The organism is Comamonas testosteroni, assembly GCF_000761245.1.
GTDB lineage: Bacteria > Pseudomonadota > Gammaproteobacteria > Burkholderiales > Burkholderiaceae_C > Comamonas > Comamonas testosteroni_C.
The window spans coordinates 45264-65802 of the sequence record NZ_AWOR01000050.1 but is presented as its reverse complement, the minus strand read 5'-3'; the positions used below and the strand labels follow the sequence as shown (position 1 = coordinate 65802).

The following is a 20539-nucleotide window of genomic DNA, read 5'->3' as shown; positions in this document are numbered from 1 at the left end:
CCGGCCGCACCGCCCCGCAGCGAGGCTGTCGTCCCCCTGCCCGCGCACAGCGCGAGAGCGGGGGGAAGGCGCGCAGCGCCTCAGGGGGTGTCGCACATCAAAACGAACGTGGCAGGCCCAGCAGGTGCTCGGCCACATAGGAATAGATGAGATTGGTGGAGATCGGCGCCACCTGATAGAGGCGGGTCTCGCGGAACTTGCGCTCCACGTCGTATTCGCAGGCAAAGCCGAAGCCTCCGTGGAACTGGATGCAGGCATTGGCGGCCTCCCAGCTGGCCTTGGCCGCGAGATACTTGGCCATATTGGCCTGTGCGCCCATGGACTCGCGCGCATCGAACAGCTCGCAGGCCTTCCAGCGCATGAGATTGGCAGCCTCGACCTCGATGAAGGCATCGGCGATGGGGAACTGCACGCCCTGGTTCTGGCCGATGGGGCGGCCGAACACCTGACGATCCTTCACGTAATTCGTCACACGGTCCAGGAACCAGTAGCCGTCGCCTATGCACTCGGCCGCGATCAGCGTGCGCTCGGCGTTCAGACCGTCGAGGATGTACTTGAAACCCTTGCCTTCCTCGCCGATCAGGTTCTCCTCGGGGATTTCCAGGTTCTCGAAGAACAGCTCGTTGGTCTCGTGGTTGACCATGTTGGGGATGGGGCGCACGGTCAGGCCGCTCTTCTGGGCCTCGGCCAGGTCCACCATGAAGATGGACATGCCCTCGCTCTTTTTCTTCACGTCGGCCAGCGGCGTGGTGCGCGCCAGCAAAATCATGAAGTCGCTGTGCTGGATGCGGCTGATCCAGACCTTCTGGCCGTTGACCACATAGCGCCCGTCCTTCTTCACGGCGCTGGTCTTGATCTTGGTGGTGTCCGTGCCCGTGGTGGGCTCCGTGACACCCATGGACTGCAGTCGCCATTCGCCCGAGGCAATGCGCGGCAGGTACTTCTCCTTCTGCGCCTGCGAGCCATGGCGCAGCAGTGTGCCCATGTTGTACATCTGGCCGTGGCAGGCGCCCGAGTTGCCGCCGCAGCGGTTGATCTCCTCCATGATGACGCTGGCCTCGGTCAGGCCCAGGCCGCTGCCGCCGTACTCCTGCGGAATCAGCGCGGCCAGCCAGCCGGCCTGCGTGAGCGCGTTGACGAAGGCTTCGGGGTAGGTGCGCTGCTCGTCGATCTTGCGGAAATACTCGTCGGGGAACTGCGCACACAGCGCGCGGATGGCATCGCGGATCTCGTGGTGGTTGTTGGAGCTGGTGTGTTCGATCATTTCAAGCCTTCTGGCGACAAACGCTTGTCCAGCAAGCGCTATCGGCTATGGGTTTCAGTCTTCAAGCCACTGTGGCCGTGGCCTGCATGGTCAGAAGCCCTTCGTGGTCCTGCGCCCACAGGTCGATGGTCCGGCCATCCTCGCGCGGCTTGCCGTGCACGCTGAAAGGGTGCAAGTCGAAGGTTGGCCGCAAGGCCTTGAAGTCGAACGCAACCACCCTGGCGCCGGGCAGTTGGCGGCGCAGCAGATCGAGCAGCAGCGTGGCGATCAGCGGACCATGCACGATCAGGCCCGGGTAGCCCTCGACCTGGGTCACGTACCGGCGGTCGTAGTGAATGCGGTGGCCGTTGAAGGTCAGCGCCGAGTAGCGGAACAGCAGAACGTCATCGGGCACGATGCTGCGCGACCAGGCCGCCTGGCCGGCGAGCGGCGGCTGCTGCGGTGGCGGCACCGGGTCGCCGGGCCTTGCAGCGGCCCGGTAGACGATGTCGTGCTCTTCGGTCAGCGCCAGACCGTCCTGGTTCGAGAAGCGGTGCTCCACCAGCACGAACAGCAGCTCGCCCGAGCGTCCGGTCTTGTGCTGCACGCTGCGAATGGTGGAGACGCGCTGCACCTGCTGCCCCACGCGCAGCGGATTGCCTGTCTCCCAGCGCAGCCGCCCGCCAGCCCACATGCGGCGCGGCAGCGGCACGGGCGGCAGGAAGCCGCCGCGCCTCGCATGCCCGTCGGGACCGATCTCGCTTTGGAGCGCATGCGGCAGAAAGTACAGCCAGTGCCATAGCGCAGGCACGACTGAGCCATCCTCAGGCACGGGGTCGTCACGATCCAGCGTGGCCGAGAGGGCACGCAGCGGGGCGGCGGTGATGATGTCTGACATGGTCTCGCTGCGCGCCTGCCAAGACTGGAGCTCGGTCAGCGCGGCTGCGTCGATATGGACAGTGTTCGGGTTCATGGATGCAAGTGCTGGAAGGGATTCAGTTCACCGTGGCGCCGGAGGTCTTCACGATATGCGCCCATTTGGCGATGTCCTGCTTGAGGACGGCAGCCAGCTCGTCGGGCGTGACTTGACGCTCTGGCGTGCCCGCAAGCTCCACGCCCTGGGCCTGCAACTGGGCGCGCATGTCCTTGTCCGCCATGGCCTGCTGCATGCCTTCGCGCAGCCGGCTCATCACCGTAGGCGGCAGGCCGCGCGGCGCGAACAGGGCAATCCACAGCGTGCCGTTGTAGCCGGACACGAACTCGCCCAGCGAGGGCACGTCGGGCAGCACGGGCGAGCGCGCTGCGCTGCTGACGGCCAGTGCCCGCAATTTGCCCGACTTGATGTACTGCAGCGTGGACGGCAGGCTGCCGAACAGCAGCGGCAGTTGCCCGCCCAGCACATCATTGAGTGCCGGCGCCACGCCCTTGTAGGGGACATGCTGCAGCTGCACGCCGGCCATCTGGTTAAGCATCTCGCCCAGCAGGTGGTTGAGCGTACCGTTGCCTGCCGATGCATATTGCAACTCGCCGGGCCTGGACCTGGCCAGGGCCAGCAGCTCGGGAACGGTCCGGGCAGGAAATGATGGATGGGCCAGCAGCACATTGGGCACGGCGCCGATCATGCTCACCGGCGTGAAGTCGCCCACGGGATCGAAGCCCGGCGACTTGTAGAGCGCGGGATTGATGGCCTGGCTGCTGCTGATGGTCATCAGCAATGTATGGCCGTCCCTGGCGGCCTTGGCCACGGCCTGGGTACCGATGTTGCCGCCCGCACCGGGGCGGTTCTCGACCACCGTGCCCACGGAAAGCTTCTCGCCCAATTTCTGTGCCACGATGCGGCCCACGATGTCATTGGTTCCGCCCGCAGCCTGGGGCACCACCAGCACGATGGGGCGGGTGGGATAGGAGGCCTGCGCCCAGGTCGGCAGGCCCAGGGTCAGCAGGGCGCCGGCACAGAGGCTGCGGCGCGATACCGATGGAGTGGAGAGCTGGGCGGATCGGACTGGCACGGCGACTGTCTCCTCTTTGGGGGTTGATAGGCCTATGGTCGCTGGCACCTGCTCTGTGCACAATCTCTGATATTGGAATCAAGCCTTTTGTTTTTCCGAAGCCTTGACTTGATTGGTATAAACCATGAACCGCCATGCAATTCGATCTCAAGGATCTAAGACTATTTGTTTTGATAGCGCAGACAGGAAGCCTGACAAGGGCTTCTGAGCAGTCTCATCTATCGCTTGCAGCCACCAGCGCACGTGTCAGGGCACTGGAGGAGCAGGCCGGCATGCCTTTGCTGATACGAGAGGCTAGAGGGGTAAAGCTGTCGGCACCTGGCGAGGCCTTCTTGCACCATGCGCGCGCCATGCTGCAGCATTCGCAGCAATTGCAAGCCGACCTTCAGGAGTACGGCGCGGGCCTGCGCGGCCATGTGCGCGTATTCGCCAACACTACGGCCGTGACGGAGTTCATGCCCGACATACTTGCGGCCTACCTCACCGAGCACCCGCACATCAGCGTGGACCTGCAGGAGCGCCCCAATGCCGGCATTGCCGCCGACATCCGCGACGGCCGCGCCGACCTGGGCATCGTGGCCGGCGAGGTGGACACGCACGGCCTGCGCGTGCTGCATTTCAGCACCGACCGGCTGGTGCTGGTGACCCCCGACACCGCGCGCTGGGCGGACATGAGCAGCGTGGCCTTTGCCGATGTGCTGCACGAGCGCTTTGTGGGCATGCACCGTGGCAGCACTCTGCAGACTTTTCTGGAGCGGCTGAGCCAGCAACTGGGCGCCACGCTGAAGCTGCGCATACAGCTTTCCAGCTTCGACTCGATGTGCCGCATGGTCGCGGCAGGCGTGGGCGTGGCCGTGGTGCCCGAGACCGTGGCCCAGCGCTACCGCGGCCTGCCGCGCGTCTGCCGCGTGCCGCTGACCGACGCCTGGGCAGTGCGCCCACGCTATATGCTGGTGCGCGAGGAGCAGCAGGTATCGGCGCAGTTGCAGGAGCTGATGGACGCCATCGCGGCCTACCATGAGCACGGCAAGAGCATGTGAGGCTGCGCTAATCTGGCCGCTAGAACGACGCCGCGGCGAGCACGCGTGATCGCAGCCGCGGCAGGTCGACGACGGTGATGCCGCCGTATTCGATCTCTATCAGGCCGGCCGCCGCCAGGCGCCGCAGCGCTGCGTTGCAGCGCTGGCGTGACAGGCCCGAGAGGTTGGCGATCTCCTCCTGGGACACCCGAAGGCGCGGGTCGCTTCCCGGATGCAGCCATGAGTGGAACAGGCCCACCAGCGCGCGCGCCACCTGGCTGTCGGTATCGAGAAGATGGTGGGCCGCGAAGTTGCCCAGGAACCAGTGCATTCGCTCGTTGATCTGACGCAGCAAAAAGGCTTCGAAGCTGCGCTCGCTGCCACGCAACCACTCGAAGACCTCGGCAGGCATCAAGGCCACGCGGCTGTCGCGCAGCGCAATCACGTCCGCCGTGCGCGCCACTCCGCGCAGCACCGTTCCTTCGCCGAACCAGCTGCCCACCGACAATCCGCCCAGCGTAACCGAGCGACCGTCGGCGCTGCTCACCGACCATTTGAGCAGCCCTTCGATGGCGCCATACCAGTGTCGGGGCTCATCTCCCATGCGGCACAGCGCAGTGCCCGCAGGCAGGTCCACCTCGCGCATCTCGGCACGCACGCGTTCGCGCACGGCAACGTCGAGCGCGGGAAACCAGGCCGATCCGGAGAGCAGTTCGTCGAGGGTGGGGCGGGCCGCGGCCGTTGAGCGGTGATGACGGGCGATGTTGAAGCTCCTTGCGTACTTACCCCGAGGTCAAATGTCATCGCAACGACTGATTCATGCAGGGGTGAAAAAAAATAATAGCTGACGACCCAACCCCACGCATCAGGAGACGCCATGAGCAAGCGCAAAGTGATTGTGACCATTGCCCCCACCGGAGGCATGGCCCACAAATCGCAGAACCCCCATCTCCCTACCCAGCCGGACGAGATCGCCGAGGACGTGGTGCGCTGCTGCAATGCGGGCGCCAGCGTGGCTGCCATCCATGCGCGCCGCCCCGACGACGGCGCCACCTGCAATGCCGACATCTACCGCGACATCAACACCCGCATCCGCGCTGCGGGCTGCAACATCGTGATCAACAACTCCACGGGTGGCGGCGTGCACGGCGACATGGTGCGCGAGCTGCAGGGCGGGCGCTGGGAAATCGCCTGGGAGGAGCGCATCAAGGGCATGGACGCAGGCGCCGAGATGTGCACGCTGGATGCGACCACGCTGAACCTGAGCTTCGGCGGGCGCGAGATCCTCATGGACACGCCGCTGTCCCGGGGCCGCGAGCTGGCCGCAGGCATGAAGGCACGCGGCATCAAGCCAGAGTGGGAAGTCTTCGCCCACACCCACATCCTGCAGGACGTGACGACACTGATCGAAGAAGAGCACGACGCCGCACCGCACTTCATCAACCTGGTGATGAATGTCCACCGCAGCTTCCAGAACGCCATGCCGTTCTCTCCGCGCTACCTGCAGCAGATGGTGGATGTTCTGCCCGCCAACAGCATCTTCTGCGTCAGCGGCATCGGCCCCTCGCAGCTGGAGGCCAATGTGGCTGCGCTGCTGCTGGGCGGCCATGCACGCGTGGGCCTGGAGGACAACCTCTACTACCGCCAGGGCGAGCTGGCCACCAATGTGCAGCTGACCGAGCGCATCGTGCGACTGATCCGCGAGCTCGACATGGAGCCCGCCACACCCGAGGAAGCACGTCAGATCATGGGACTGCAACGCGGCGGAGCGCCGCTGCCCGCGTTCGCGCCCGCCGCCATGGCACAGGCGGCCTGAGCCGCGCACGGCGCAGCACAGTTCACCCAACAACGAGGAGACAGCATCATGAACTTCGCATGCAAGGCTCTGGCCGGCACAGCGGCGCTGGCCGGAGCGGTCACGGCAGCCGCTCAGGTTTCGGACGATGTGATACGCATAGGCTTCATCAGCGACATGTCGGGTGTATACCGCGACTACGACGGACCGGCAGGCGCAGAGGCCATACGCATGGCCATTGCCGACATGGGCGGCGCCATCAACGGCAAGAAGATCGAGCTGGTGGTGGCCGACCACCAGAACAAGGCTGACATCGCCGCTGCCAAGGCGCGCCAGTGGTTCGACGTGGAACGCTTCGACATGCTGATCGGCGGCGTGAACTCGGGCGCGGCCATTGCCATGGCGGGCGTGGCGCGCGATAAGCGCAAGCCCTATTTCGTGGTCGGCTCTGGTGCCTCCAGCCTCACCAACGAGCAGTGTTCGCCCTACACGGTCATGTATGCCTACGACACGGTGGCCATGGCGCGCGGAACGGCCAGCGCCGTGCTCAAGAGCGGCGGCAAGCGCTGGTTCTTCGTGACGGCCGACTATGCCTTCGGCAATGCACTTCAGGCCGATGCCGCCAAGGTGCTCGAAGCCGGCAGCGGCACCGTGGCAGGTGCTGTCAAGCACCCGCTGGGCGCCAGCGACTTCTCGTCCTTCATGCTGCAGGCTCTGGCGGCCAAGCCCGATGTGCTGGCTCTGGCCAACGCGGGCGGGGACACGGTCAACGCCATCAAGTCGGCGGCGGAATTCGGGCTGGCGCAGAAGATGAAGCTGGCGGGCATGATCATCACCATTCAGGACGTGCACGCCCTGGGCCTGAAGACGGCACAGGGCATGTATCTCACCGACAGCTGGTACTGGAATCAGAGCCCCGAGGCCAGCGCATGGGCGAGGCGCTTCTTTGACAGGCACAAGCGCATGCCCACCTCCTTCCATGCGGGCGACTACTCCGCCACGCTGCAGTACCTCAAGGCCGTGCAGGCCGCGGGCACGGACGATGGCACCAAGGTGATGGAGCAGCTCAGGAAGACCCGATTCAACGACATGTTCGTCAAGGACGGCTGGCTGCGCGCCGACGGCCTGATGGTGCATGACATGCATCTGATGCAGGTGAAGACGCCGGCCGAATCCAGGGAGCCCTGGGACTACTACAAGGTGGTCGAGACCATCCGGGGCGAGGCCGCCTGGACCACACGCGCCGAGACGCGCTGCGCGCAATGGAAGACATCATGAGCGCGGCCACACCCGCGATACGGCGCGTGGCCGTGGTCGGCACCGGCGTGATCGGTGCCAGCTGGGCAGCATTCTTTCTGGCGCGCGGCCTGGATGTGACGGCCACCGATCCCGCACCCGGCGCCGAGCAGCGCCTGCACGAAGCGGTGCAGCGCCACTGGCCGACCATGCAACGCATGGGGCTGGCAGATGGAGCTTCGCCCGAACGCCTGCGCTTCGACGCCGAACTTGAGCGTGCGCTGGACGGCTGCGACTTCGTGCAGGAAAGCGGCCCCGAGCGCGCCGACTTCAAGGCTGACCTCTATGCGCGCATGGACGCGGCCACACCACCCCGGGTACTGCTGGCCAGCAGCAGCTCGGGTCTGCCGGTCAGCGGCATGCAGGTGCGCTGCAAAGCGCCGCAGCGCGTGGTTCTGGGTCATCCCTTCAATCCGCCACACCTGATTCCGCTGGTGGAAGTGGGCGGTGGCGATGCCACCTCGCCAGACAACATCCAGCGCGCCATGGATTTCTACGCAGCGCTGGGCAAGCGCCCCATTCATGTGCGGCGCGAGATCGCTGGCCACATTGCCAACCGCCTGCAGGCCGCGTTGTGGCGCGAGGCCTTTCACCTCGTTGACCAGGGGGTGGCCAGCGTCAGCGACATCGACACGGCCATCGCCCACGGCCCCGGCCTGCGCTGGGCGCTGATGGGGCCATTCATGAACCTGCATCTGTCTGGCGGACAGGGCGGCATGCAGCATCTGCTGGAGCACCTGGGCGGCCCCATCGAAAGCTGGTGGCGCGATCTTGGCAAGCCGGCCATGACAGCGGCGCTCAAGGACAGTGTGGTGCAGGGCGTGGCCGAGGCGCGCGGCATGCGCCGCGAGGAGGAGCTGGAACGCACGCGCGACGAACTGCTGACCGACCTGATACGTGCCAAGGCCCAGGGCTCGCTGTACTGAGCCCACATGAAGGAGCATGCATGCAAGAAGCCATAGACTTCCTGTCCGACCCGCAGCAGGTCGCCCCGCCGCGCAGCCTGCGCATCGATTTCGACGACGGCAGCTTCGTGCTGCGATCGCCCGTGGCGCTCAGGCCCTATGCACGTTGCGTGGGCGAATGGATAGAGCGCTGGGCGTGCGAGACACCCGAGGCGCCGGCCCTGGCCGAGCGCACACCCGACGGCAGCGGCTGGCGCATGCTGAGCTGGGGCGAGCTGCGCAAGGTCGTGGGACGCACGGCCCAGGGACTGCTGGACCTGGATCTGCCCCCCGGCCCTGTGGTCATCCTGTCGGACAACGCCATCGATCACGCGGTGATGATGCTGGCCGCCATGCATGTGGGCCGGGCAGCCTGCTCGCTGTCCAGTGCCTACTCGCGCACGGCGCGCGACTTCGGGCGGCTGCGCCAGATGCTCCTGGCACTGCAGCCTGCGCTGATCTACGCATCGGACGCGCGCCTGTACGGACCGGCGCTGGCGGCCTGCGAAACCCGCGCGCCCTGCGTCTTCAGCGCGCATGCACAGCACTGGCCTGGCGGGCTGGACTTCGAGGCCCTCATGGCCAGACCCGAGACGGCTGCCGTGCGCACCGCCTATGAGGCCATCACGCCCGACACGCATGCCAAATACCTGCTGACCTCGGGCTCCACAGGCACGCCCAAGGTGGTCATCAACACGCACCGCATGCTGTGCGCCAACCAGCAGCAAATGGCGCAGACCTGGCGCTTCCTGGAGCAGGAAAAGCCCGTGCTGGTGGACTGGCTTCCCTGGAGCCACACCTTCGGCGGCAACCACAACCTGCATCTGGTGCTGGCGCACGGCGGCACGCTCTACATCGACGAAGGCCGGCCCGCACCGGGTCTGATCGAGAAGACGGTGCGCAATCTGCGTGACGTCCGCCCCACCCTGTGGTTCAACGTGCCGCGCGGCTTCGAGATGATTTTGCCGCTGATGGAGGCCGACGACACGCTGGCAGCGGACATGCTCTCGCGCCTTCGCCTGGCCTTCTACGCAGCTGCGGCGCTGGCCCCTGCGACCTGGAAGCGGCTGGAGGCGGTGGCCCAGCGCGTGCGCCCGGGCCGCCCCCTGTGGCTGACCACGTCCTGGGGCTGCACCGAGACCTCGCCCGCGATCACCTCGGCCCACTGGCAGCTCGACGGCGCAGGCTGCATAGGTGCGCCGCTGCCCGGGCTGGAGCTCAAGTTCGTGCCCAATGGCAACAAGCAGGAAATGCGCGTCAAAGGCGTGTCGGTGTTTCCCGGCTACCGAGATGCACCGCGCGAAACGGCCGCTGCCTTCGACGAGCAGGGCTACTACCGCATAGGCGACGCTGGCTTCATGGTCGACGAGCAGCGACCCGAGCGCGGCGTCATCTTCAACGGCAGGGTCGCCGAGGACTTCAAGCTCTCCAGCGGCACCTGGGTCTCGGTGGGAACGCTGCGCGTGGAGCTGGTGTCGCGCCTGGCGCCATGGGTGCAGGACATCGTCATCGCAGGCCACGACCGCGACGAGCTGGGTCTGCTGGTGTTTGCCACGCCCGCAGGCGCTGCCGCCCCCGAAACCCTGGCACAGGCACTGCGCCGCGTGATGCACGAGCAGCGCGACGCAGGCGCGGGCAGCTCGCAAAGCCCCGGCTGCGCGCTGGTGCTGGCCGATCCGCCGGATGCGGAGGCCGGAGAGATCACCGACAAGGGCTACGTCAACCAGCGCGCGGTGCTGGCGCGGCGCGCCGATGCGGTGCAACGTCTGTTCGCGTCAAAGGATGCATCGGTCGTTCGCTGCAGCAGCTAAAACCATAGTAGTCATCGCAATCCAGTATTCAAATCTTGGCACAAACAACCCAGATCTGATGCATTACAAGCGATGGCAGCTATCAAATCAGATGATGGCTCCAGACTCGCCACATATCCGCTCAAGCCCGCTCAGGCGTGCTCCGCCTGCTCCAGCTCCTGCGCCAGCGTACGCACGAGCTCGGCGGCAGGCATGGCGCGAGCCAGCGGTGCGCCCTGGCCGGCCCAGTGCGCGGCATAGTCGCTGCTGCCTTGCGCGCTGGCGGCCTGGTGCAGCGCCTTGCCCGCGTCATACACCATGGGGTAGGCGGGCAGTGCTCCCGCATAGTCTCGTCCCAGCTGGTGCAGACGGTTGAACATGCCGCGCGCAGGACGCCCGGAAATGGCGGCGGTGATGGCCGTGTGCTGCGCGCTGTCGCTTTGCAGCTCGGCGCGGTAGGCCTGGCTGGCTGCAGATTCGGGGCAGAGGATGAAGGCCGTACCCATCTGCACGGCACAGGCTCCGAGCTGCAGTGCAGCGGCAATGCCCGCGCCGTCCATGATGCCGCCTGCGGCGACCACGGGCAGGCGGGACTCGCGCGCCAGCAGCCGCACCAGCGCCAATGTCCCCATCAGCGTGTCCTGCTCTGGCACGAAAGCGCCGCGATGTCCGCCCGCCTCCATGCCCTGGGCCACGATCACATCCACCCCGGCCTGCTCGATCTGGCGCGCCTCGTCGAGACTGGTGGCGCAGGCCAGCGTGGTGGTTCCGGCAGCGCGCAAGGCATCGACAAAGCCCTGCTCCGGCAGGCCGAAATGAAAGCTCACCACGGCGGGACGCAGCTCCAGCAGCATGGCCTGCAACCGCACATTTCCCAGTGCGGACTCGTAGATGCAGCGCAGGCCGGGCGGCGCGGACGCGCCGTAGCGCTCGAACTCCGGCGCCAGATAGCGCAGCCACTGTGCTTCACGCTCTGCATCTGCTGCCGGCGCACGGTGACAGAAGAGGTTGACGTTGAAGGGGCGCTCGGTCAGCGCGCGCGTCTGCTCGATGTGCTGGCGCGCCTGCTCAAGGCCATAGGCGCCTATGCCGACCGATCCCAGGGCCGATGCATTGCTCACGGCAGCCGCCAGCTGCGGGGTCGATGTCCCGGCCATCGGGGCCTGAATGATGGGATGCTGCAGACCCAGGCCTGTCATCCATGAAGGTAGTTTGCTCATCGCGCGTCTCCCGGTTTCACATCTCGATTTTGATCATTGCGCGGTGCGGGCCAGGCGGCTTGAGGCCACCAGCAGCGCCCCCAGGCCCAGCGCCGCGCAGCCCAGCACGAACAGCTGACGATAGCTGCCGCTGCTGGCGTAGACGAATGCCATCAGATAGCCGGAGCTGGCCTGCAGCAGCGCAAACGCCGCCGTGGCGTAGCCCCACATCTTCTTGTGCTGGCCGGGGCCAATGAGCTGCATCAGATAGCCCGAGGTAATGGCTGCCATGCCCGGCGACAGCGCTCCCACCACAAAGCCCGACAGTGCATGGCCGCCGAAGCCGACCCAGACCAGCGGCAGGCCGATGGCCACGGCCTTGAGGGCGTAGGCGCCCGTGGTCGTGCCCCACCAGCCCCAGCGCGTAGCGCAGTAGGCCGCACACAGCGGCCCGACCATCGCGCCAAGCCCGAAAAATGCCCATTGCGTCGAAGCATAGGCGCCGCCCAGCTGCAGCTCGCGGTCCAGGTAGTCCACCCAGAACACGGTGTGCGGCACAAAGCCGAAGGCGTCGCAGGCATAGGCGACCAGCACCAGGATCACCGCCAGGCTCCATGGCGTTGCACCGGAAGTGGCGGCCGTCGCCGTGGGCTGGATCGCCACAGGTGCATGCAGCTGGATCTGGCGCGCAGCATGCCAGCCGCTGTAAAGCGCCAGCGCACATAGCGCCGTCAACGCCCACCAGACGGCGCTCAGGCTGCTGCGCGCAAACATGGGCACCAGCGTGGCGGCCAGCAAGGCACCCACGCCAATGCCGCAGAACATCAGCGGGCCCAGCGTGGCACGGCGCTGCGGCGCGGCTGCAGCCATGGCCACCGACGGGCCCAGCACCATCAGCGCGGCACCGGCAATGCCCGAGATCAGTCGCCAGACAAAGAACAGCGCCATGGGCTGGGGCAGGCTGCAGCCTGCAAAGCTGAGCATCACCGCCACCCAGCAGATCACCAGCACGCGCAGCGCGCCCAGACGCTCGGCCAGCGGCGCGGCGACCAGGGCGCCGATCAGATAGCCGAGCAGATTGGCGGCTCCCAGATAGGCCACCTGCTCGCCGCTGAACCAGCCCGCATGCACCATCTGCGGCATCAGCGCCGTATAGGCGAAGCGAGCCAGGCCGACGCCGCTCAAGGTGGCCATGAAGCCGGTCAACAGCAGGGGAAGTTCTTTGCGCTCGATCACAGCTCGGGTTCCGGAGGGAAATTGGCATCAAGCCTAAACGCTGCGACTCGATCATGTCCAATGATTCAAAATGATGACTTGCATCTCAATTCAAGATATTGGAGCCGCATATGCAACTCAAATCCCTGCGCATGTTCGAAGCCGTCTGCGAAAGCGGCAGCTTTGGTGCCGCAGCCCAGCTTCTGCACACCGTGCAATCCAATGTCACGGCCCATATCAAAAAGCTCGAGGACGAAGCAGGCGTGCAGTTGCTGATGCGGGCCAACCCGGTCTTTCCCACTCCGGCCGGACGCACGCTGCTGGAGTCTGCGCGGCAGATGCTGCAGTCGCATGACCAGGTGCTGGCCATGCTGCAAGCCCGGCAGTTTGCAGCCGGCCAGGTCAAGGGCGCCTTGCGCATAGGCTCGATGGAAACCACGGCCGCACTGCGTCTGCCGCCACTGCTGGCCGAGTTGCGCAGGCGGCATCCGGACATCGACCTGGAACTGGACGCCCAGCCCAGCGCCGCATTGCTGATGGAGCTGGCCGCCGGTCGCATCGACTGCGCCTTCATCAACGGTGCCGCACCTCAAAACGAGCTGCAATCCTGGCCGGTATTTCGTGAAGAGCTGGTGCTGGTCAGCGGACAGCCGCTGGCGCGGTTTCCCACCGCCGCAGAGTTCAGCAGTGCCGTGTTTCTGGCCTTTCGCCAGGGATGCAGCTATCGCCAGCGGATCGAGCTGCTGATGGCCTCCATGGGTGTGACGGCAGTGCGCATCATGGAGCTGGGCATGCTGGACACCATCCTCGGCTGCGTGGCCGCCGGCATGGGCTATGCGCTGCTGTCGCGCTCGCTGGTCGAAGCCCAGCAGCAGCGCTTTGGCGTGCACTGGATGACTCTGCCCGGCAAGAGCGGGCAGGAGCTGGCCTTTGTCGACACCTGTTTTGTGACTGCTGCCGTGCAAGGCTGGTCGCCGGCACTGCATGCATTTGCGCAGGTACTGGGTGTCCATCCGCAGGCCACACAGGCGCAGCCCGTGGCGCTGGCTCTTGCCGCCTGACAGCGGCAGGCCATCACGGCTGCATCAGCGCACGGCGGTATTGCAATGCCTCGGCCAGATGGGTTTGCGTGATGGCATCCGAGTCCGCCAGATCGGCAATGGTTCGCGCCACCTTCAGGGCCCGGTGCGTGCCGCGCGCCGACCAGCCAAGGCGCGCTGCAGCCTTGTGCGCAAAGGCCAGCGTCTCGGGCTCCAGCTGCAGATGCGTGTCGAGCTGCACCCCCTGCAACTGATGATTGGGCAGGCCCTGGCGCTGCAAGGCCTTGTCTCTGGCCGCACTCACGCGTTGCTGCACGGCAGCGCTGCTCTCCCCTTCGGGCGCTGCCAGCAGCTCCTCGGGCGACAGTGCCGCCACCTCAACATGCAGATCGATACGGTCCAGCAAGGGGCCGCTGATACGCGCCTGATAACGTGCCACCTGGTCGGGCGAGCAGCGGCAGGCCCTCACGCGCGAGCCCCAGAAGCCGCAGGGGCAGGGGTTCATGGCTGCCACCAGCTGGAAACGGGCCGGGAACTCCGCCCTCTGCACGGCCCGCACGATGGTGATGCGCCCGGTCTCCAGCGGCTCGCGCAGGGCCTCCAGGGCGCTGCGCGCGAACTCGGGCAGCTCGTCAAGGAAAAGCGCCCCGCAATGGGCATAGGAGATCTCGCCGGGCCTGGGCGGAGAGCCGCCGCCGACCAGCGCGATGGAGCTGGCCGTGTGATGAGGCGCGGCAAACGGCCGCTGGCGCCACAGCTGCGGCGTGAAACGACCGCTGAGGCTGGCAATGGCTGCGGCTTCGAGCGCCTCCTCATCGGTCATGCCCGGCAGCAAGCTGGCAAAGCGCTGGGCCAGCATGGATTTTCCCGAACCTGGAGGGCCGATCATCAGCACACCATGTGCGCCGGCAGCTGCAATTTCAAGCGCGCGCTTGGCCTGCATCTGGCCTCGCACCTCGCGCAGATCCAGCGACGGCAAAGAGGCTTCGGCAGGGCTGGAGTGCACCCGCTGCCAGCCCTCAGCGCCATCGCCCTGCTCCGACAGGGTGGCGTCATGCGCGATGAACTGCCTGACCACATCCAGCAGATGTGCGGCGCCGAAGACTTCGATAGCCGGCACAAAAGCGGCCTCCAGCGCACTGTCTGGCGGCAGCACCAGGCGCACGCGGCCCTGCTGACGCTGCAAGGCCAGCGCCGTAGCCAGGGCACCGCGTACCGGGCGCAGGGCACCGGTCAGGGACAGCTCTCCTGCAAACTCATAGTCGGCGAGCCGCTGTGCATCGATCTGGCCGCTGGCCGCCAGAATTCCCAGCGCTATCGGCAGGTCAAAGCGACCTGAATCCTTGGGCAGATCCGCCGGAGCCAGGTTGACCGTGATGCGCTGGTTGTTCGGGAACTGCAGCCCCGCATTGACGATGGCCGCGCGCACGCGCTCGCGGGCCTCCTTGACCTCCACATCCGCCAGGCCCACCAGCGTGAACGAAGGCAGTCCGTTGGCCAGATGGACCTCCACCGTGACAGCCGGTGCCTGCAAGCCCAGCAGGGCACGACTTTGAACCAGTGCCAGACCCATCACGCCCCTCCCCTTCAAGCCGGACTGTAGGGCCTAGCGTATGCGCGGGCAGCTCAAACAGGCAATAGGGGTGTGCACAGGCCGTCAGCCGGCGGCGTCATCGCGGGGCGGCTGTTTGCCCGCGGCACGGCCACGACGGCGCTCGGCCTTGGGAAAGCTGCCCTGCTCCTGCATGAGCGCCGCCCTGGTGCGCACGCGCTCGAAGACCTGCGACAGCACCTGAAGCTCGGCATCGCTGACGTCGCCGAGCAGCTCCTGGTTGATCGCCTGTATCTGCGGAAACAGCTGGGTATGCAGCGCCAGCCCGGCGGCCGTCAGCTGCACCATGGCCTGGCGCCCGTCGCCGGCCATGCCCTGCTTGTGCAGCAGCCCCTTGGCAATCAGCGTGGAGATGGTGCGCGAGGTGCGCGTGCGATCGAGCTGCGCCAGCTCTGCGAGCCGGGACGGCTGCATGGCGCCCTTGGTGGCCAACAGGCCGATCATGCGCCACTCGCGCCGGGTGATGCCGAAGCCGCCCTCGCACAGGCGCACCACCATGGTTCCGGCCGAGCTCATCAGGCGGGCCAGATGGTAGAGGAACAGATCGTCCAGCTCGGACGGCTGCCGCCAGGGGTGGCGCTGCGCCTTGGTCATGGGTGTTTGTGGGTTTTCTCTAGGAATGATGGATTAGATCCATTATCGAGTCACTGCTTACAGTGGCTCCAAAGAAAACGACTGGAGACACCATGCCTTGCACCCGTATCGCCCGTATTGCCCGCAGCGCTCTGGCCGGGCTGGCGGCCGCCGCGCTGCTTACGGCAGCCCAAGCTGCCGACAACTGGCCCGCCAAGCCCATACGCATCATCGTTCCCACGCCGCCCGCCGGCCCGTCCGACATCGCCGTGCGCCCGCTGGCAGCGGCCGTGCAAAAGGCGCTGGGCCAGGCCGTGATCGTGGAAAACCGGGCGGGTGCCAACGGCAATATCGGTGCGGCCGAGGTCGCCCGAGCCCCGGCCGACGGCTATACCTGGCTGTGGGCCATGGACCCGGTGCTCACCGTCAACAAGCATATCTACAAGAACATCGGCTACTCCAGCGATGCCATCGTGGTGCTCAACGCCGCCGCCAGGTTCTCGCAGACCCTGATCTGCAACCCCGGCCTCGGCTTCAAGTCCGTCAAGGACATGCTGGACGCCGCCAAGTCGCGCGAGCTGACCTATGCCACCGGCGGCGCGGGCTCGCCCGGCCATCTGGTCATGGAGTCGCTGCTGTCGGCAACCGGCGTGAAGATGGTGCATGTGCCCTACAAGGGGCCGGCACCGGCCATGCAGGACCTGATGGGCGGCCAGGTGGATTGCGGCTTCCTGGCAGCGCCCACGGTGCTGCCCCAGATCCAGAGCGGCCGGGTCACCGCCCTGGCCACCACTGGGCGCACGCGCTCGCCCCTGCTGCCGGCATTGCCCACGATTGCCGAGTCCGGCTACCCCGACTTCGACGGCACCTACTGGCTGCTGCTGGCCGCCCCCAAGGGCGTTCCGGCCGAGATCCAGAAGCGCTTTCTCGCCGCCATGGATGCCGCCATCCGCTCGCCGCAGCAGCAGGAGCGGGTCAAGGCCGTGGATATCGAGATGGTGGGCAGCAGCCCCGAGCAGGCCCAGGCCAGGGTGCGCGAGATCTCGGACAAATGGGAAGCGCTGGCCCGCAAGATCAATCTGAAACCCGATTGAGGCCGCAGTCCCTGGTGCCGGCCATGTGAGCGGTTCAGGCCGGTGCCGGAACCCACCTACACTGCCCGGTTCCCAATCAGCAATGGTGTGAATCCGCGAGCCGGTACCGGCGCGGATCACAGACCAGGAGAGACATGACGATGCAAAGAAGAATCTTCGGCAAGCTCGCGGCGGGGCTCGGCCTGAGCGCAGGGTTGCTGGGCAGCGGCGCGCTGCAGGCCCAGGAGAGCCATGCCCTGTTTGCCAACAAGACACCGCTGCGCCTGGTGGTCGGCTATCCGCCCGGCGGCGCCACCGACCGCGTGGCACGCATCGTGGCCGAGCGGCTGCAGGCCCGCCTGGGCAGCCCGGTGATCGTGGAAAACAAGCCCGGTGCAGGCGGCCGTCTGTCGGCCCAGTACGTGAAGAATGCGCCGGCCTCCCAGCCCGCCGTGCTGCTGGCCAATCCCGCCGTGATGGTGGTGGCGCCGCTGGTGTTTCCGGACTCGGGCTACGAGCCGGAAAAGGACTTCCGCCCCATCAGCGAGGTCAACCGCTACGAGTTCGGCCTGGCCGTGGCCAGTGCCGTGCCCGTGAAGGAGCTGCCGCACCTGCTGGCCTGGCTCAAGGCCAATCCGCAACAGGCCAATTTCGGCGTGCCGGCCACGGGCAGCCTGCCGCACTTTTTCGCACTGATGCTGGGCGAGACCGCCAAGGTGCCGGTCGAGGTCGTGGGCTACAAGGGCTCGGGCCCGCTGCTCACCGACCTGATGGGCGGACAGATCCCCATCGCCGTGGACACTTTCGACACCCAGATCGCCCAGCACGAAGCGGGCAAGCTGCGCGTGCTGGCCACCTCGGGCGAGCGCCGCAGCGCCATGGCACCCGGCATTCCCACGCTCAAGGAGCTGGGCGTGAATCTGGTGGGCACGGGCTGGAACACCTTGTTCGCGCCGCAAAGCATGGCGCCGGCCACGGTGCAGCGCCTGTCCCAGCTGGTGCAGGAGGTGATGAAGGAAGCCGACACGCAGCACAGGTTCGCCGCCTCCAACCTGGTGCCCGTGGTCAGCAGCGCGCAGGACACGGAAAGCATGCTCAAGGCCTACCGCGCGCAATGGGCGCCGGTGGTGCAGCGCTCGGGCTTCAAGCCCTGATATTAAAGGAGCACCTATCGCTTGCCATAAAACATTTTCAGCATCAAATCTATCCAGAATCCTTACATAACAAGCGATAGCAGCTCCTGTTTTTGAATGTTCTCCGCTCTCTCATGACCGACTCCCGCCCCAACCTGATCTTCATCCTGGCCGATGACCTCGGCTATGCCGACCTGGGCTGCACCGGTGCGCGCGATGCGCACAACAACGCCACCGACGTCTCGCCGCGCCTGGACGCCATGGCGGCGCAGGGCCTGCGCTTCACGCGCGGCTACTCCAACTCCTCGGTGTGCTCGCCCACGCGCTTTGCGCTGGCCACGGGCCGCTGGCAGTACCGCCTGCGCGGTGCGGCCGAAGAACCCATCGCCAGCGTGCATGGCGACAAGGTGCTGGGCCTGCCGCCCGATCACCCCACGGTGGCCTCGCTGCTGCGCGATGCCGGCTATGCCACGGCCCTGGTCGGCAAATGGCACCTGGGCTACCCGCCGCATTTCGGCCCGCGCCTGTCGGGCTACGAGGAGTTCTACGGCTTTCACGCGGGCGGCGCCGACTACTTCGCCCACTGCGATCCGCGCGGGCGCCCCGACTTCTGGCGCAACGAGGAGCCGCACACCGAAGACGGCTATCTGACCGATCTGCTGAGCCGCCGCGCCGTGGACTTCGTCAAGCGCCAGACGGCCGAGCAGCCCTTCTACCTCTCGCTGCACTACAGCGCGCCGCACTGGCCCTGGCTGACGCGCGAGGACCGCGCCGAGTCCGAACGCCTGCAAGGCATGGGCAAGCACATCGACGGCGGCTCCATCGACACCTATCAGCGCATGATCCATCACATGGACGAAGGCATTGGCTGGCTGCTGGATGCGCTGGAGGAAAAAGGCATGAGCGAGAACACGCTCATCGTCTTCACCAGCGACAACGGCGGCGAGCGCTTCTCCAATACCTGGCCCTTCGTGGGCCAGAAGATGGACCTGCTCGAGGGCGGCATCCGCGTGCCTTTGCTGGCACGCTGGCCGGCGCGCATGACGGCCGGCGCCGTCTGCGACACGCCGAGTCTGACCATGGACTGGTCGGCCACCTTCCTGGCCGCCGCCGGCGTTGCCGCACATGCCGACTATCCGCTGGACGGCATCAGCCTGCTGCCCTTGATGCAGGATCAGAGCTGGACGCCCGAGCGCGACCTGGCCTGGCGCATGAAGCACCGCGAGCAAAAGGCCTTGATACGCGGCGACTGGAAATACCTGCAGATCGAGGGCATCGAATACCTGTTCAACATCGCCAGCGACCCGCGCGAGCGCGCCAATCTGCGTGACCGTGAGCCCCGGAAACTGGCCGAGCTGCGCAGCGCCTGGCAGCACTGGAATCAGGAGTTGCCGCCGATTCCCGAGGAAGCCAAGGTCTCGCTGGTATTCACCAAGGCAGATCTGCCCCAGGCCAGCTTCTGAGCTGCGCCCGGCCTGCAGGCCCATCGCCCCGGCGATGGGCTTTTTTGCGTCCACGCCCAAACAGAGAGCACGCACTCACTTTCAAATCACCTGTTTGGTGCAAAAAGCTGGACAAAAGCCGAGCCATGGCGGTGCATCGCAAAAACGCACCATCTTGGTGCAGTCGGTGCTGACCGCAACCGGGGTGGCGAAAGTTGCGCTCAGTGATTGTGAAAACTCGTAGCTTTTTGTAGTGGGCAGCTATGGTCCGGTGCCTGTTTCAGGGCCTTGGGCAGCGAACCGCTCCGCAGCCGCTGCAGAGGCTGGCACGGTCTGTGCTTTGAGAGTTCATCCGAGATTTTTGCCACGAAATTTTCAAACCGGAGGAACCCTGAATGCCTAGTCCCGCTGCAAGCCGTTTCAAGACTTTCGCCAAGACTGCCGCCCTGGCCTGCGCCGTTGTCGCCCCCATGTGGGCCCATGCCCAGCTCTCCGCCAACGTTGCCCTGACCACCAACTACAAGTTCCGCGGTCAGGACCAGGACGCCAGCCGCACCAGGGCCGTCAAGCCAGCGCTGCAAGGTGGTTTTGACTACACGTTTGGCGACAGCGGCTTCTACGTGGGCAACTGGAACTCCTCCGTGGACTGGCTGCCTGGCAACTCGCTGGAAACCGACTTCTACGGCGGCTACAAGTTCAAGGCTGCCGATGTGGACTGGGACGTGGGTCTGCTGACCTATGTGTACTCGGGCAACGCCAACGGCAACACCACCGAGATCTACGGCTCCGGCACCTACGGCCCGTTCACGGCCAAGTACTCGCACACGGTGTCCAAGGACTACTTCGGCTGGGCCGGCGCCAAGGCCGGCTCGGGTCTCAAGGGCCGCAACACCGGTTATCTGCAGTTCTCCTACAGCCAGGAAGTGATGCCCAAGGTGACACTGAAAGCATCAGTTGGTTACACCCATTTCTCCAGCGACATCAAGGACCTGGGTGTTCCCAACTATGTGGACTACAGCGTCGGTGGTGCCTATGACCTGGGCGACGGCTTCTCTGCAGGTGCAGCGGTGACCGGCGCCAACAAGAAGGCCTACTTCGGCGATGTGAACAAGGCGCGTCTGATTCTGACGCTCTCCAAGACTTTCTAATTTTTCAG

General features: G+C 66.1%; 18 protein-coding genes. 10 read left to right on the top strand and 8 right to left on the bottom strand.

Annotated elements, in window-relative coordinates; all coding sequences use genetic code 11:
- Positions 1 to 97: 97 nt before the first annotated feature.
- The 3 genes from P353_RS15110 to P353_RS15100 all read right to left on the bottom strand — a co-directional run bounded on the left by P353_RS15110 (position 98) and on the right by P353_RS15100 (position 3252).
- A complete protein-coding gene (locus tag P353_RS15110; protein ID WP_034371008.1) occupies positions 98 to 1264 on the bottom strand; it encodes an acyl-CoA dehydrogenase family protein in 1167 nt (388 codons plus the stop codon).
- Positions 1265 to 1325: 61 nt separating this feature from the next.
- The gene (locus tag P353_RS15105) at positions 1326 to 2216 is read right to left on the bottom strand and encodes an FAS1-like dehydratase domain-containing protein (protein WP_034371006.1); all 891 of its coding nucleotides are present in this window, start codon (positions 2214 to 2216) and stop codon (positions 1326 to 1328) included.
- Positions 2217 to 2238: 22 nt separating this feature from the next.
- Positions 2239 to 3252: a Bug family tripartite tricarboxylate transporter substrate binding protein gene (locus P353_RS15100; RefSeq protein ID WP_034371003.1), complete on the bottom strand. Its 1014-nt coding sequence runs from the start codon at positions 3250 to 3252 to the stop codon at positions 2239 to 2241.
- A gap of 134 nt (positions 3253 to 3386) precedes the next feature.
- Here P353_RS15100 and P353_RS15095 point away from each other — a divergent pair, with 134 nt between their 5' ends.
- Positions 3387 to 4292 (top strand): LysR substrate-binding domain-containing protein, encoded by a 906-nt coding sequence (locus P353_RS15095; RefSeq protein WP_034371000.1) that lies wholly within the window; start codon positions 3387 to 3389, stop codon positions 4290 to 4292.
- 19 nt (positions 4293 to 4311) lie between these two features.
- Here P353_RS15095 and P353_RS15090 read toward each other — a convergent pair whose 3' ends face one another.
- A complete protein-coding gene (locus P353_RS15090; protein ID WP_230847760.1) occupies positions 4312 to 4941 on the bottom strand; it encodes a Crp/Fnr family transcriptional regulator in 630 nt (209 codons plus the stop codon).
- 207 nt (positions 4942 to 5148) lie between these two features.
- Between P353_RS15090 and P353_RS15085 the strand changes: the two genes are divergently transcribed.
- The 4 genes from P353_RS15085 to P353_RS15070 are packed head-to-tail and all read left to right on the top strand — an operon-like array spanning position 5149 to position 10117.
- Positions 5149 to 6087 (top strand): 3-keto-5-aminohexanoate cleavage protein, encoded by a 939-nt coding sequence (locus P353_RS15085; RefSeq protein WP_034370994.1) that lies wholly within the window; start codon positions 5149 to 5151, stop codon positions 6085 to 6087.
- Between the two features lie 48 nt (positions 6088 to 6135).
- Complete coding sequence (locus P353_RS15080) at positions 6136 to 7344, top strand: ABC transporter substrate-binding protein (protein WP_052084878.1); 1209 nt, start codon at positions 6136 to 6138, stop codon at positions 7342 to 7344.
- A complete protein-coding gene (locus P353_RS15075; RefSeq protein WP_034370991.1) occupies positions 7341 to 8288 on the top strand; it encodes a 3-hydroxyacyl-CoA dehydrogenase NAD-binding domain-containing protein in 948 nt (315 codons plus the stop codon). Before P353_RS15080 ends, P353_RS15075 begins: the two co-directional genes overlap by 4 nt.
- 20 nt (positions 8289 to 8308) lie before the next feature.
- Entirely contained in the window at positions 8309 to 10117 is a 1809-nt protein-coding gene (locus P353_RS15070) for a feruloyl-CoA synthase (protein ID WP_034370988.1), read from the top strand.
- A gap of 131 nt (positions 10118 to 10248) precedes the next feature.
- On the opposite strand, the gene P353_RS15065 is transcribed toward P353_RS15070, so the two are convergent.
- Positions 10249 to 11316, bottom strand: coding sequence for an NAD(P)H-dependent flavin oxidoreductase (locus P353_RS15065; RefSeq protein ID WP_034370984.1), 1068 nt, complete (start codon positions 11314 to 11316; stop codon positions 10249 to 10251).
- A gap of 33 nt (positions 11317 to 11349) precedes the next feature.
- Positions 11350 to 12531: a YbfB/YjiJ family MFS transporter gene (locus tag P353_RS15060; RefSeq protein WP_034370982.1), complete on the bottom strand. Its 1182-nt coding sequence runs from the start codon at positions 12529 to 12531 to the stop codon at positions 11350 to 11352.
- A gap of 110 nt (positions 12532 to 12641) precedes the next feature.
- Between P353_RS15060 and P353_RS15055 the strand changes: the two genes are divergently transcribed.
- Complete coding sequence (locus P353_RS15055; protein ID WP_034371031.1) at positions 12642 to 13571, top strand: LysR substrate-binding domain-containing protein; 930 nt, start codon at positions 12642 to 12644, stop codon at positions 13569 to 13571.
- Between the two features lie 13 nt (positions 13572 to 13584).
- Here the strand turns inward: P353_RS15055 and P353_RS15050 are convergent, their stop codons facing one another.
- Positions 13585 to 15123: a YifB family Mg chelatase-like AAA ATPase gene (locus P353_RS15050; RefSeq protein ID WP_034370979.1), complete on the bottom strand. Its 1539-nt coding sequence runs from the start codon at positions 15121 to 15123 to the stop codon at positions 13585 to 13587.
- Between the two features lie 84 nt (positions 15124 to 15207).
- The gene (locus P353_RS15045; RefSeq protein WP_034370976.1) at positions 15208 to 15756 is read right to left on the bottom strand and encodes a MarR family winged helix-turn-helix transcriptional regulator; all 549 of its coding nucleotides are present in this window, start codon (positions 15754 to 15756) and stop codon (positions 15208 to 15210) included.
- A 92-nt stretch (positions 15757 to 15848) separates the two neighbouring features.
- Between P353_RS15045 and P353_RS15040 the strand changes: the two genes are divergently transcribed.
- The 4 genes from P353_RS15040 to P353_RS15025 all read left to right on the top strand — a co-directional run bounded on the left by P353_RS15040 (position 15849) and on the right by P353_RS15025 (position 20531).
- A complete protein-coding gene (locus tag P353_RS15040) occupies positions 15849 to 16829 on the top strand; it encodes a tripartite tricarboxylate transporter substrate binding protein (RefSeq protein WP_034370974.1) in 981 nt (326 codons plus the stop codon).
- A 140-nt stretch (positions 16830 to 16969) separates the two neighbouring features.
- Positions 16970 to 17962, top strand: coding sequence for a Bug family tripartite tricarboxylate transporter substrate binding protein (locus tag P353_RS15035; RefSeq protein ID WP_034370971.1), 993 nt, complete (start codon positions 16970 to 16972; stop codon positions 17960 to 17962).
- Positions 17963 to 18075: 113 nt separating this feature from the next.
- A complete protein-coding gene (locus P353_RS15030) occupies positions 18076 to 19404 on the top strand; it encodes a sulfatase (protein WP_034370968.1) in 1329 nt (442 codons plus the stop codon).
- A 374-nt stretch (positions 19405 to 19778) separates the two neighbouring features.
- Positions 19779 to 20531, top strand: coding sequence for a TorF family putative porin (locus tag P353_RS15025; RefSeq protein WP_052084877.1), 753 nt, complete (start codon positions 19779 to 19781; stop codon positions 20529 to 20531).
- The last annotated feature ends 8 nt before the right edge of the window (positions 20532 to 20539 follow it).